We start from the raw sequence: 13,555 nt of genomic DNA, 5'->3' as shown, positions 1-13,555 counted from the left end.
AGCTGGGCCGCCTTCCGCCAGCGGCTCGATGCCCACGCCATGACCGGCCTGCTCGCTCAGATCGACAGCGAAGGCCAGGTCGCCCTGGCCGAAGGCAAGAGCAAGCACGCCTATGCCCTCCAGGCGCTGGGCCTATCGCTCACCGCTACCGGCTTTCCCCGGGACGGCGCCATTCGCGACGCTGCCGCCCTGCTCGATGAGGTCATCGGCAAGGCGCTGGTGCTTTACCGCCAGAATGCGCCCGGCAAGGCGCGGCTAAACTGATCAAGGGCGTGCATCCCACCTTGCAATCGCCACGATTGTCGGCAGGATTCGCGCATCATCCGGAGGAACGCCATGTCCCTGACCAGAAGCCTGCCCGCCGCCCTTTGCATCACCCTTGCCGCCCTCCTCCCGGCGGGAGCGCAAGAGGAGGCGACAAGCGTTCCGCAGGCGGCTTCCGCCAGCCTCACCCTGACGCTTGAAAGCTCTGGCGATATCGAGCGCAAACTCGCCCTCTATCAATGCGACGAAGGACCGGCGCTGACGGTCTATTATATCAACGCCGCGCCCAATTTCCTCGCCATCGTTCCGGTGGATGGGCAGAACCATGTATTTGCCGCCGCCCTTTCGGCTTCGGGCGCCCGTTATGTATCAGGCCCCTATGAATGGTGGAGCAAGGGGGGCGATGCGACGCTGCGCGATCTGACGCAGGACGAGGACGCCGCTCCGCTTGCCCAATGCACCGAATCCAGCAATACGCCCTGAGCAGCCCCTAAAATCGAGGCGTCTCGCCCATGAGCATGCTGATCTCGTCTCTGATGTTCATCGCACTTCTGGCCGTATCGATGGCCCATTTCCTCTGGGCCCTCGGCCGCACCTGGCCGATAAGGGACGAGAAGCTCCTGGCCCAGACCGTGGTGGGCTTTCGCGATATCGAACGCATGCCGCCCCGCCTTGCATCTTTCGGGGTGGCGCTGGCCGCCCTGGCCGCCGGAATCTTCGGCCTGGCGCTGGCCGATCATGACAGCGGCGGGCATGCCATGACACTGTTCGGCCTGCTTGCCAGCCTGCCTTTCCTCGCGCGCGGGCTCGTCGGCTATACCGCCTGGTGGGTCGAAAAGACACCCGAGCCCAGCTTCCGTTTCAACGACCGCCGGGTCTATTCCCCGCTCTGCCTGCTGTTGGGACTGGGCTTCATCGCCCTTTCCATATTGCGGCTGGTCTAACCCGCCGGAACCAGCGCGACTACCGTGCGCGGCGGCAGGACCACGGTACGCTCCGAGAAGGACACTTCACCCAGATCGTCCGAAACGATACCAAGGCTCCACTCGCCCTCAGGCAGATGCGCCACCACCGGCTCGATCCGCCGATTGAACCAGACCAGAACCGCGTCGTCCTTGTAGCGCAGCAACATGCCGAGCGCCGAAGCGCCTGAATCGTTCCAATCGCCCTCGTTCATTTCCCGGCCGTCGGCATGCAGCCAGACGACGTCGCGCACGCCATGGCGCTCCTGCCCGCTCATGAAATGATCATGGGTAATCGCCGGGTGGGCGTGGCGGAACGCGTTGATTGCCGCGACGAAATCCACCAAGGCGCCATCGGCGGCTTCCCAGTCGAGCCAGGTAATTTCATTGTCCTGCGCATAGGCATTATTGTTGCCCTGCTGGGTGCGGAACATTTCGTCCCCTTGCTGCAGGAGCGGCAAGCCGCGCGAAAGGAACAGCGTGGCCAGCAGCGCGCGCACATCGCGCTTGCGCCCGGCGACAATGGCCGGATCGTCGGTTTCACCCTCCACGCCGCAATTCCACGAGGCATTATTGTTGTGCCCGTCGCGGTTGTCCTCGCCATTGGCCTCATTGTGCTTGTCGTGATAGCTGACCAGATCGCGCAGGGTGAAACCGTCATGCACGGCGAGGAAATTCACCCCATGGCTGGGCTTGCGCCCGGCATGGTCGAAAATCTCCGCCGAGCCGGAAACCTTGCCGGCCAGCGCCCCGATCTTGCCATCGTCGCCGCGCCAGAATTCGCGGATTTCGTCGCGATACGTATCGTTGTGCTCGCGGAATTCCTTGCCGAACTGCCCCAGCGCATAGCCGCCCGGCCCCGGATCCCAGGGTTCGGCCACCAGAATGCATTGGCTCAGCACCGGATCGGACTTGATCTTTTCCAGCATGACCGCATCGGGGTTGAACCCCGGCTCGCGTCCAAGCACTGTCGCCAGATCGAAGCGGAAGCCGGAAACGCCCATCTCCTCGACCCAGTAGCGCAGGCTGTCGATCACCAGCCTCTGCACCGCCGGATGATCGCACTGCAAGGTGTTGCCGGTGCCGGTATCGTTGACCAGCACCTGTTTTCCATCCACCTCGACGAAGCGGTAATAGGTGCGCGCATCGAGCCCCATCAGGCTCAGCATCGGCCCGGCTGAATCGCCTTCGCCGGTGTGATTGTAGACAACGTCGAGGATCACCGAGATGCCGTTCTTGCGGTATAGATCGGTCATATTGCGCAATTCATGCGGGCCTCGCGGCGCCAGCCGCGGATCCACCGCCGAATAGGCCACCGGATTGTAGCCCCAGGCATTGGTCAGCCCCAGCGCCGGCAGATGGCCCTCATCGATCCAGGCGGCGGTGGGCATCAATTGCAGCGTATCCACCCCGATATATTTGAGATGATCGATGACCCGCTGGGTGGTGAGCGCCGCGATGGTGCCGCGCAGCGGCCCCTGCACGCTGGGATGGCGCATCGTATAGCCGCGCACATTCATTTCGTAGAACAGGCTGGGCGCCTTCTTGCGTGGCAGCACCTTGTCTTCATTGCTGCCGACGACGATGGCCTTGGGCACCAATGGGGCCGTATCCACCGCCTCAGCGCGATCGAGCCGCAGGCGCGGCGAACGCACGAACACCCGGTCGAGGCGGCGCGCATAAGGATCGACCAGCAATTTCATCGGGTCGAAGAAATAGCCCTGGTCGGGATCATAGGGCCCATCGGCCCGCAGGCCATAACGCGTGCCGGCGCCCAGGCCCGAAACCAGTCCGGCCCAGATATTGTCGGCGCGCACATCCAGCTCGAACCGGTCGGTTTCCTGGTCCTGCTCATCGAAGATCGACACGAAAAGCCGGGTAGCGCTTTCCGAATAGACGGCGAAATTGACGCCGTCAGCAGTAATGGTCGCGCCAAGCTGCGCGACGCTGCCCCCTTGGGGGATCAATTGGGGTTTCATGAACAGACCGGTTTAGGTGATGACGCTGGGACCGCTCCGCCCGGTGCGCTGACGAACACCGGCCAGTTGCTCGGCGACCGCGATGAGCGGCTCCAGGGCAAGCTGGGTATCCAGATCGTGATGTCCATCCGCAGCCTCGTAGCGCTCGAGATAAAGCCGCAACGTGGCGCCCACCGTGCCGGTTCCCGAAAGGCGCAGAACGACGCGCGAACCGTCTGTAAAGCCGATGCGAATGCCCTGCCGGGCGCTGGTCGAGCCATCCACCGGGTCGTGATAGGTGAAATCGTCGGCATAGGCGACCTGCAGGTCATCGGCCAGGATCTGGCCCTGCAATCCCGGCAATTGCGCGCGCAGGTCATCGACCAGCTTGCTGGCGATGGCAGCGTCGACTTCTTCATAATCGTGGCGGGTATAATAATTGCGGCCATAAATGCGCCAATGGGCGCGCACGATCTCGTCCACGCTCTGTTTGCGCACGGCCAGGATATTGAGCCAGAGCAGCACCGCCCAGAGCCCGTCCTTTTCCCGGACATGGTTGCTGCCGGTGCCGGCGCTTTCCTCGCCGCAAATAGTCACGCGCCCCGCATCGAGCAGATTGCCGAAGAATTTCCAGCCCGTGGGCGTCTCATGCATCTCGATGCCGAGCTTGTCGGCCACCCTGTCGGCGGCGGCGCTGGTCGGCATGGAGCGGGCTATGCCGGCAATGCCAGCCTTATAGCCCGGCGCCAGATGCGCATTGGCCGCCAGCAGCGCCAGTGAATCCGAAGGGGTAACGAAGCGGTTCTTGCCGATAATGAGATTGCGGTCGCCATCGCCATCCGAGGCTGCGCCGAAATCGGGCCCTTCCGGGGTCATCAGCAGATCGTACATATCCTTGCAATAGACGAGATTGGGGTCCGGGTGGCCATCGTTGAACGAGGGCGAGGGCACGCCATTGACCACCGTGCCCTTGGGCGCGCCCAGCAGGCCTTCAAGAATGGCGTGGGCATAGGGTCCGGTCACCGCATGCATGGCATCGAACGTCATGCGGAACCCCGAAGCGAACAACTCCCTGATGGCGTCGAAATCGAACAGCGTCTGCATCAGCGCAGCATAATCGGCTACCGGGTCGATCACCTCGACCACCATGTCGCCGACCTTCTGCGCACCCAGTCGGTCCAGGTCGATATCGGGGGTGTCGAGCGTCTTGTAGCTGTCGATCACCTTGGTGCGGGCAAAAACCGCATCCGTGATCTTCTCCGGCGCCGGGCCGCCATTGTCGATATTGTACTTGATGCCGAAATCGCCCTCTGGGCCGCCCGGATTGTGGCTGGCCGAGAGCACCAGGCCGCCCAGTGCCTTGTGATGGCGGATGACATGGCTCGCCGCCGGGGTCGAGAGCAATCCCTGCCGCCCCACCAGCACCCGCCCGAAACCATTGGCGGCAGCGATGCGGATGGCCTTCTGGATGGCGACATCATTGTAGAAGCGCCCGTCGCCCCCGATCACCAGCGTCTGACCGGCAACGCCGTCCAGGCTGTCGAAGATCGCCTGGATATAGTTCTCGACATAATTGGGCTGCATATAGACGCTGACGCGCTTGCGCAGGCCCGAGGTTCCCGGCTTCTGGTCGGAATAGGGGGTGGTTTTAATTGTCTGTATCGTCATTTTCGAGCCCCGTAATGGTGGCGTAGAGATCGGCATAGCGCACCGCGCTGGCCTCCCAGGAAACGTCCGATTTCATGCCCCGCCGCTGGATTTTCTTCCACAGCCGGTCATCGCCATAAAGGTGTATGGTCTTGCGGATGGCTTCATAGAGCGCGTGAGCATTGCCCGGATCGAACACCACGCCGGTCGCGACCTCGGCGGCGATTGCCGCCGGATTGGCGTCGATCACCGTGTCGGCCAGCCCGCCGATACGACTGACCACCGGCACGCAGCCATAGCGCAGCCCGTAAAGCTGGGTGAGCCCGCAAGGCTCGAAACGCGAGGGAATGAGGATGGCATCGCACCCGCCCTGCATAAGATGGCTCAACTGCTCGTCATAGCCGGTAATCACCCCCACCTTGCCCGGATGGCGGGCCCAGGCTTCGCGCAGATTGCCTTCGATCACCGGATCGCCCGAGCCCAGAACCGCCAGCCTTCCCCCCAGGTCGACAAGCCCGTCGACGGTCTGGAGCAGCAGGTCCATGCCCTTCTGGTCGGTCAGGCGGCTGACCACGCAAAAAAGCGGCCCGTCCACACCATCGAGGCCGAACCGCTCCGCCACCGCGCGCTTGTTGATATGGCGGGCATGAACGGTATTGGCGGAATAAGTCTGCGCCAGCGCCGGGTCGCGCGCCGGGTCCCAGGCGATGGTGTCGATGCCGTTGAGAATGCCCACCAGCGTATCGGCCCGCCCCTCGAGCAGCCCTTCCAACCCCATGCCGAATTCGGGTGTCCGGATTTCCTCGGCATAACGCGGGCTCACCGTCGTGACGTAATCGGCGCATTCCATGCCCGATTTGAGATAGGAGATACCGCCATAATATTCGACGCCCGCCATGCCGAACGCATGCGGCGGAAGGCGGAGCTGGGAGAATATTTCCGAGCCGAAAAAGCCTTTGAAGGCGATATTGTGGATGGTCATCACCGTCTTCACATGATCGGTGGGACCGAATTTGATATAGGCCGGGGCCAGTCCCGCCTGCCAGTCATGCGCATGGATGATCTGGGGGCGATAACCCTCGACCAGCCCGTGACCCAACTCGGCCGCGACCCAGCCCAGCGCTGCAAAGCGCTTCCAATTGTCCGGCCAGTCCCAGCCATCGGGGCTGACATAGGGGTTGCCGGGCCGGTCATAGAGTTCGGGGGCATCGATCACGATCACGTCGAGCCCTTCGGCCCGCGCCGCGATCAGCCTGGCGCTGGCGCCGAAAAGATCATCCAGCTCCCGTACCACCCGGCCGCCGGTGAGCTTGGCCATCACATCGGGATAGCCCGGCACCAGCGTGCGCATGGTAATGCCCTGCCCCGCCAGCGCCGCCGGCAGGGCCCCCGCAACATCCGCCAATCCACCCGTCTTGATGAGGGGGTAAACCTCGGAAGCCGCCGAAAGAACTTCGATCATCGATCCGCCAGATATTTGTTGACCATCGCCTGGGTGATCAGCGTCACCCCCTCCTCGCTGCGCCGGAACCATTTGGCGTCGAATTCGGGGTCTTCACCCACCACCAGCCCTTCGGGGATGGAGACGCCGCGGTCGATCACCACCTTCTTGAGCCGGGCGCTGCGCGCAACATTGCAATAAGGCAGCACCACCGCTTCATCCAGCACCGAATAGGAATGAACACGGCTGCCGGTGGACAAAAGCGTGCGTTGCAGATGCCCCCCCGAAATGATGCAGTCGCCCGAAACCAGCGAATTGACCGCCGAACCGCGCCGCCCGTCGAAATCATGCACGAATTTGGCCGGCGGGGTGATTTCCGCATAGGTCCAGATCGGCCAGTCGCGATCATAAAGGTCGAGCTGTGGGTTTATGTCGGTCAGGTCGATATTGGCTTTCCAATAGGCGTCCACCGTGCCCACATCGCGCCAATATGCCACCTTTTCATTGCTCGAGCGCACGCAGGAGCGGGTGAACCGATGCGCCCAGGCGGTGCCGTTCTTGACGATATGAGGGATGATGTCCTTGCCGAAATCGCGGCTGGAGCCTTCCGTAGCCGCATCGCGCCGCAACTGCTCCATCAGGAACCGCGTCTCGAACACATAGATCCCCATGCTGGCCAGCGCATAATCGGGCTTGTCGGGAATGCCCGGCGGATCCTTGGGCTTTTCGACGAAATCGACTACGCGGTCGCGTCCGTCCACATGCATCACGCCGAAGCCGGCCGCCTCCATCCGCGGCACTTCCAGGCACCCGATGGTCACATCCGCGCCGGTGTCCACATGCTGGCGCAGCATGATTTCATAGTCCATCTTGTAGATGTGGTCGCCCGCCAGGATGACGATGTAGCGCGCGCCGTAATCCTCGATGATGTCCATGTTCTGATAGACGGCGTCGGCGGTGCCTTCATACCATTGCGTTTCCGAAACGCGCTGGCTGGCCGGGAGCACGTCGAAGCTTTCATTGCGCTCCTGTCGCAGGAAGTTCCAGCCCCGCGACAAGTGGCGGATCAGGCTGTGCGCCTGATATTGCGTCGCCACAGAAATGCGGCGAATGCCCGAATTGATGGCGTTGCTGAGCGCGAAATCGATGATGCGCGACTTGCCGCCGAAATAAACGGCGGGCTTGGCGCGTCGGTCGGTGAGCTCAACGAGGCGCGTCCCACGCCCTCCCGCCAGCACATAGGCCATCGCCTCGCGGGCCAGCGGCGATGGTGCCCTGTAATCAGCCATTCTGCTCCTCCACTCCTGCCCCATCCTCCGGGGGTTTACTCAGATGAGCCGTTCAGTTCGGCTCATGTTTTAAAAATAGCGTCGACAGCGGCGGCAGCATGATCTCGGCCTCTGCAGGCCAGTGCTCCCCCTCCACCGCACGGGCGATCACCGCTCCCTGATTCCCCGTATTGGAGCCCGAGTACCAACCGGCATCGGTATTGATACGCTCCACCCATTTGCCCGCCAGCGGCATGGGAATGCGATAATTGTGACGTGGCACCGGGGTGAAATTGCTCACCACCAGCACCGGATCATGCCCCGGCGCCTTGCGCAGCCAGGCGAAAACCGAGTTCTGGTGGTCATTGCCGATCACCCATTCGAAGCCCTCGGGCTCGCAGTCGCGCTCATGCAGCGCCGGCAATTGCCGATAGGCGGCGTTGAGATCGGCAATCAGCCGGCGCATGCCCTCATGCATGCTGGCATCGAGCAGATACCAGTCGAGCGCCTTGCCCTCGGCCCATTCCTCCCGCTGGGCGAATTCCTGCCCCATGAACAGCAGCTTCTTGCCCGGATGGCCCCACATGAAGGCGTAGTAAGCGCGCAGATTGGCGAATTTCTGCCAGTCATCGCCGGGCATTTTTTCCAGCAGCGACTTCTTGCCATGCACCACCTCGTCATGGCTGAGCGGCAGCACGAAATTCTCGCTGAAGGCATAGACCGTGCCGAAGGTCATGTCGTTGTGGTGGAATTTGCGATGCACGGGCTCGCGGCTCATGAAACGCAGCGTATCGTTCATGAATCCCATGTTCCATTTGAACCCGAAACCCAGCCCGCCGGTATAGGTGGGGTGGCTCACGCCGGGCCAGGAGGTGGATTCCTCGGCGATCATGAAAGCGCCCGGAAACTGCCGGTAGACCTCGGCATTGACGCGCTTGAGAAAGGCAACCGCTTCCAGGTTCTCATTGCCGCCATGCTGGTTGGGCACCCATTCCCCCGGCTGGCGGGAATAATCGAGATAGAGCATCGAGGCCACCGCATCGACGCGCAGCCCGTCAACGTGGAATTTCTCGAACCAGTAGATGGCGTTATTGGTGAGATAGGCCGACACTTCCTTGCGGCCGAAATTGTAGATCGCCGTGTTCCAGTCCGGATGGAACCCCTGGCGCGGATCGGCATGCTCGTAAAGCGCCGTGCCGTCGAAATGGGAAAGCCCATGCGCATCGGTGGGAAAATGCGCCGGCACCCAATCGAGAATGACACCGAGCCCCGCCTCGTGCGCGGCATTGATGAAACGGGCGAGGCCATCGGGCTCGCCAAAGCGGGAGGTGGGCGCATAGAGCCCGGTGGGCTGATAGCCCCAGCTCGGATCGAAGGGGTGCTCACTCACCGGCAACAGCTCGATATGGGTGTAGCCCATGTCGGCGGCATAGGGCACGAGTTGCTCGGCCAACTGGTCGTAGCTCAGAAAGCCGCCATCGGGCCGGCGCCGCCAGCTTCCCAGATGCACCTCGTAGATGGACATGGGTGTGCGTCGCCAATCGTGGCTGGCACGCTCCTGCATGTATTTCTGGTCGGTCCAGGTGAAGGCTGTGGGGTCGGGAACCACCGAGGCGGTGCGCGGCCGCAATTCGGACTGGCGCGCGAAGGGATCAGCCTTGAGCGGGAGCGTCTTTCCGTCTGGCCCGACGATTTCATATTTGTAAATCGTGCCCGTGCCCAGCACGGGGATGAACACCTCCCAGATGCCATTGCGGTTGCGCATGGGGTGGCGGCGGCCGTCCCACTCGTTGAAGAGCCCGACGACACTCACCCGCCGCGCATTGGGGGCCCAGACGGCGAAGTGCGTGCCATGCAGGCCCTCGAACTCCATCTCATGGGCGCCCAGCTTGTCGAACATGCGCAGATGGCTGCCTTCGCCGATATAGTAATCATCCATCGGCCCCAGAACCGGTCCGAAGGAATAGGGATCGAACACATCCCACTCCCCCCCGGCATTGCGGGCACGATAGCGGACAGGCTGGCGCTTGCCCGGCCCGATCTTGCCTTCGAAGAAGCCCGCGGCGTGGCGTGGCACCATATGCCCCAGCGCTTCGCCATCCAGCCCGAAGGCGGACACCGTTTCGGCGTGGGGAATGAAGGCGCGCAACACCCTCTCCCCGTCGATCTCATGCGGCCCCAGAACGGCGAAGGGATCGGCATGGCGCCCCGCCACGATCGCTTCCACATCCCGTGAATCGGCTTGCCAGTTTTCCCTGCTCACGCCCACGCCTCCCCGATGGCGATGAATGGCCGCGCAGCGGACGCGGCTTTTACAACCATTGGTCCCCTGCCCCTCATGGTCATGGCGCCTCTGTGGCCACGCCCCAGATATCCTGGGCATATTGGCGGATGGTGCGATCCGATGAGAAGAAGCCGACATGGGCGGTATTGCGTATCGCCATCGCGTTCCAGCGGCGCTTGTCGCGCCAGAGCGCATCCACGCCGGCCTGGGCCGCCGCATAGGCATCGAAATCGCGCGCCACCATGAACCAGTCATGGTCGTAAAGTCCGCCGATCAGGTCCCGGTAGCGATTGGGATCGTCAGGCGAGAACACGCCCGAGGCAATAGTATCCAACGCCTCCTTGAGGCGCGGCGAGCGCTCAATGGTCCCGCGTGGAGCTTCGCCCTTGGCGCGCTTTTCCTCCACCTCCGCCGCCGAAAGGCCGAAGATGACGATATTGTCTGGCCCAACCTCGCGATGCATCTCCACATTGGCCCCGTCCATGGTTCCGATGGTGATGGCGCCATTGGCCATGAACTTCATGTTGCCAGTGCCCGAGGCCTCCATGCCGGCGGTGGAAATCTGCTCGCTGAGATCCGCCCCCGGCACGATGACTTCGGCCAGGCTCACATTGTAATTGGGCAGGAACACCACCTTGAGCAGGCCCCGCACCGCCGGGTCGTTATTGATGACCTTGGCCACGTCATTGATGAGCTTGATGATGAGCTTGGCGTTCCAGTAGCCAGGCGCCGCCTTGCCGGCGAAAATCTTGACGCGCGGCACCCAGTCGCGCTCGGGATGGGCGCGGATGTCGTCATACATCGCCACCGCGTGGATGATGTTGAGCAGTTGCCGCTTATATTCGTGAATGCGCTTGATCTGCACGTCGAATAGCGCTTCGGGCGATACGGTGATGTTGAGCCGGTCCTTGATAAGCCGGGTCAGGCGCTGCTTGTTGGCCAGCTTGACCGCCGCGAACTGGGCCTGGAAGCCCGGATCCTCGGCATGAACGTCGAGCCCGCGCAGCGCCTCGATATCGTCCAGGAACTGGGGTCCGATCCGCTCGCCGATCAGCTTTGTCAGCCCCGGATTGCACTGCATCAGCCAGCGGCGCGGGGTTATGCCGTTGGTCTTGTTGTTGATGCGCTCGGGATAAAGCTTGTGCAGGTCGGAAAAGACCGTCTGCTTCATCAGTTCGGTATGCAGCGCCGAAACGCCATTGACCGAATGCGAGCCGACGAAGGCCAGTTGCCCCATGCGGACGCGCCGGCCGCCATTCTCATCGATCAGCGATACATTGGCGATCTGCGCGTCGCTGAACTTGGCCCGGTTCCGGGCGTCGGCAAGAACGTCGGCATTGATCTGGTAGATGATCTGCATGTGGCGCGGCAAAAGCCGCTCCAGCAAAGCCACCGGCCAGCTTTCCAGCGCCTCGGGCAACAGCGTGTGATTGGTATAGCCGAAGGTGCCCTTGGTGAGCTTCCAGGCCTGGGCCCAGTCCAGGCCGTTCACATCCACAAGGATGCGCATCAATTCGGCGATGGAAATGGCCGGATGGGTATCGTTGAGCTGAATGGCCACCTTTTCGGGCAGCGAGGTTAACTCGCTATATTGCTGCAAGTGGCGACGCACGATGTCCTGAAGGGACGCGGAGGAGAAGAAAAACTCCTGACGCAGGCGCAACTCCTGCCCCGCAGCCGTTGAGTCGGCGGGATAGAGTACGCGGGTGATCGCTTCGGCACGGGCACTCTCCTCCAGCGCGCCGATATGATCGCCCGAATTGAACTTGTCGAGCAGGATGGGATCGATGGGCTGCGCGCTCCATAGGCGCAGCGTGTTCACGCGCGCGCCGCGCCAGCCAGCAATGGGCGTGTCGAAGGCCACGGCGAGCAGATGGTCGTTGGGGCGCCATTCCTGACGCATTGTGCCGTCGGGGTCCGTCACCGGTTCGACATGGCCGCCAAAGCCGATTTCATAAGCGCTTTCGCGCCGCTCGAATTCCCAGGGATTGCCGTGCGCCAGCCAGTCCTCGGGCAGTTCCACCTGCCAGCCCTCGCTCATCTCCTGCCGGAACAGGCCGTGGGCATAGCGGATGCCATAGCCATAGGCAGGAATTTTCAGCGTCGACATCGATTCGAGGAAACAGGCCGCCAAACGGCCCAGCCCGCCATTGCCCAGCGCCGCATCGGGCTCCATGTTGATCAAATCGCCCAGATCGACATTGAGGTTCTTGAGCGCGTCGCGCACCGGCTCCATCAGCCCCACATTGCTCATGGCATCGCGCAGCAGCCGGCCGATGAGAAACTCCAGGCTGAGGTAGTAAACCCGCTTGTTCGACGTCCGCCAGGTCGCGCGGGAGGACTCCATCCAGCGCTCCATGACATGGTCGCGCACGGTAAGGATCGTCGCTTCCAGCCAGTCATGCGGCCGGGCGACAATAGGGTCCTTGCCAACCGAATAGATCAGCCGTCCCAGGATTTCATTTTGAATGGCCTCAACAGTTACCGGACGAGGCTCGGGCGTAGGGGCGTCGTAGACGATTGATTGCTGCGGCATCTCGCAATCCAGATTTCATGACGATGTATTCCCCTCGAATGCGACCAGTCTTGCACTTAATTTGTGCATGCGAAAGCCCCCTGCATGTTTCCGCCCTTTGACAAGAGGCAACATTCCATTGAGCAAGCCTGGCTACGCCTGTCGACCCGCGCATCGACAGCGGCTAGTCTCGCATCGGGATTCCCTTGCCGCTGAAAGCGCTTTTCATGCCTCGAAAAATCATTATCGACACCGATCCCGGCCAGGACGATGCCGTGGCCATCCTGCTTGCCCTGGCGTCTCCCGACGAAATCGAGGTGCTCGCCGTGGTCGCGGTGGCCGGCAATGTCGGCCTGCACCATAATGCCAACAATGCCCGCAAGGTGCTGGAGCTATCCGGCCACACAAGCGTGCCGGTCTATGCCGGTTGCGCCCGCCCCATGCGCCGGCAATTGGTGACCGCCGAACACGTGCATGGCGATACGGGCCTCAATGGCCCCGACCTGCCCGAGCCCAGCATCCCTCTCCAAACCCAGCATGGCGTCGACTACATCATTGATGCCTTGATGAGCGCAGAGCCCGGCACCATCACTTTGTGCACGTTGGGGCCCCTGACCAATATCGCCATGGCCATGGTCAAGCAGCCCGCCATCATCGGGCGCATTGCAGAGATCGTCATGATGGGCGGCGCCTATTTCGAGGTGGGCAACATTACCCCGGCGGCGGAATTCAATATCTATGTCGATCCCGAAGCCGCCGATGTGGTGCTGCGCTCGGGCGTCCCGACCACCATGCTGCCGCTGGACGTCACCCACCAGATGCAGTCCACCCCCGCCCGGCTCGACGCCATCCGCGCCCTCGGCAACAGGACCGGCGAAGCGGTCTACCAGATGCTCAGCTTCTCCCAGGAATTCGACCTGGAAAAATATGGCTGGGAGGGCGCGCCCCTGCACGATCCCACCGTCATCGCCTATCTGCTGCGCCCCCACCTCTTCGAGGGCCGGCACTGCAACGTCTCCATCGAGACCGACAGCGAACTGACCGTGGGCATGACCGTGACCGATTACTGGCACGTCACCGGCAAGGTGCGGAACGTCAACTATATGCGCAATGGTGACGCCGAAGGCTTTTACGCGCTGTTGAACGAGCGCCTCGCACGCCTGCCCTGAGCCGGCTTGGCAAGCCGCGAAACCGGGAGTAGTGTCCGCCACCTCAT

At 62.5% G+C, this 13,555-nt stretch carries 10 protein-coding genes; 4 read left to right on the top strand and 6 right to left on the bottom strand.

The window, feature by feature from the left end:
• The 3 genes from VDP82_RS05990 to VDP82_RS05980 form a co-directional block, all read left to right on the top strand.
• The coding region (locus VDP82_RS05990) for a hypothetical protein (protein ID WP_323013937.1) at positions 1-264 on the top strand (264 nt) is incomplete at its 5' end.
• A 72-nt stretch (positions 265-336) separates the two neighbouring features.
• Positions 337-747 carry an MliC family protein gene (locus VDP82_RS05985; protein WP_323013936.1) on the top strand — a complete coding sequence of 137 codons (411 nt, stop codon included), beginning with the start codon at positions 337-339 and terminating at the stop codon, positions 745-747.
• 29 nt (positions 748-776) lie between these two features.
• The gene (locus VDP82_RS05980; protein WP_323013935.1) at positions 777-1,208 is read left to right on the top strand and encodes a DUF3995 domain-containing protein; all 432 of its coding nucleotides are present in this window, start codon (positions 777-779) and stop codon (positions 1,206-1,208) included.
• Here the strand turns inward: VDP82_RS05980 and glgX are convergent.
• The 6 genes from glgX to VDP82_RS05950 are packed head-to-tail and all read right to left on the bottom strand — an operon-like array spanning position 1,205 to position 12,360.
• The gene (glgX, locus tag VDP82_RS05975; RefSeq protein ID WP_323013934.1) at positions 1,205-3,205 is read right to left on the bottom strand and encodes a glycogen debranching protein GlgX; all 2,001 of its coding nucleotides are present in this window, start codon (positions 3,203-3,205) and stop codon (positions 1,205-1,207) included. The genes VDP82_RS05980 and glgX overlap by 4 nt on opposite strands.
• A 12-nt stretch (positions 3,206-3,217) precedes the next feature.
• On the bottom strand, positions 3,218-4,852 hold the full coding sequence (locus VDP82_RS05970) for an alpha-D-glucose phosphate-specific phosphoglucomutase (protein WP_323013933.1): 1,635 nt from the start codon (positions 4,850-4,852) through the stop codon (positions 3,218-3,220).
• Positions 4,833-6,290 carry a glycogen synthase GlgA gene (gene glgA, locus VDP82_RS05965; RefSeq protein ID WP_323013938.1) on the bottom strand — a complete coding sequence of 486 codons (1,458 nt, stop codon included), beginning with the start codon at positions 6,288-6,290 and terminating at the stop codon, positions 4,833-4,835. The genes VDP82_RS05970 and glgA overlap by 20 nt, the downstream gene beginning before the upstream one ends.
• The gene (glgC, locus tag VDP82_RS05960) at positions 6,290-7,561 is read right to left on the bottom strand and encodes a glucose-1-phosphate adenylyltransferase (RefSeq protein WP_323013932.1); all 1,272 of its coding nucleotides are present in this window, start codon (positions 7,559-7,561) and stop codon (positions 6,290-6,292) included. The genes glgA and glgC overlap by 1 nt, the downstream gene beginning before the upstream one ends.
• A gap of 52 nt (positions 7,562-7,613) precedes the next feature.
• Positions 7,614-9,830 (bottom strand): 1,4-alpha-glucan branching protein GlgB, encoded by a 2,217-nt coding sequence (gene glgB / locus VDP82_RS05955; RefSeq protein WP_416347084.1) that lies wholly within the window; start codon positions 9,828-9,830, stop codon positions 7,614-7,616.
• A gap of 52 nt (positions 9,831-9,882) precedes the next feature.
• The gene (locus VDP82_RS05950; RefSeq protein ID WP_323013930.1) at positions 9,883-12,360 is read right to left on the bottom strand and encodes a glycogen/starch/alpha-glucan phosphorylase; all 2,478 of its coding nucleotides are present in this window, start codon (positions 12,358-12,360) and stop codon (positions 9,883-9,885) included.
• 206 nt (positions 12,361-12,566) lie between these two features.
• Between VDP82_RS05950 and VDP82_RS05945 the strand changes: the two genes are divergently transcribed.
• The gene (locus VDP82_RS05945) at positions 12,567-13,508 is read left to right on the top strand and encodes a nucleoside hydrolase (RefSeq protein ID WP_323013929.1); all 942 of its coding nucleotides are present in this window, start codon (positions 12,567-12,569) and stop codon (positions 13,506-13,508) included.
• Positions 13,509-13,555: the final 47 nt, after the last annotated feature.

Source organism: Devosia sp. (assembly GCF_034675085.1).
GTDB lineage: Bacteria > Pseudomonadota > Alphaproteobacteria > Rhizobiales > Devosiaceae > Devosia.
Note: the sequence above shows the minus strand (reverse complement) of the source record. Positions and strands in the feature narration are given on the sequence as shown.

Excerpts from the sequence above, each read along its gene's own strand:
- glgC (WP_323013932.1), bottom strand. The coding sequence starts at position 7,561 with ATGGCTGATTACAGGGCACCATCGCCGCTGGCCCGCGAGGCGATGGCC.
- glgX (WP_323013934.1), bottom strand. The coding sequence starts at position 3,205 with ATGAAACCCCAATTGATCCCCCAAGGGGGCAGCGTCGCGCAGCTTGGC.
- VDP82_RS05970 (WP_323013933.1), bottom strand. The coding sequence starts at position 4,852 with ATGACGATACAGACAATTAAAACCACCCCCTATTCCGACCAGAAGCCG.
- VDP82_RS05985 (WP_323013936.1), top strand. The coding sequence starts at position 337 with ATGTCCCTGACCAGAAGCCTGCCCGCCGCCCTTTGCATCACCCTTGCC.
- VDP82_RS05945 (WP_323013929.1), top strand. The coding sequence starts at position 12,567 with ATGCCTCGAAAAATCATTATCGACACCGATCCCGGCCAGGACGATGCC.
- VDP82_RS05950 (WP_323013930.1), bottom strand. The coding sequence starts at position 12,360 with ATGCCGCAGCAATCAATCGTCTACGACGCCCCTACGCCCGAGCCTCGT.
- VDP82_RS05980 (WP_323013935.1), top strand. The coding sequence starts at position 777 with ATGAGCATGCTGATCTCGTCTCTGATGTTCATCGCACTTCTGGCCGTA.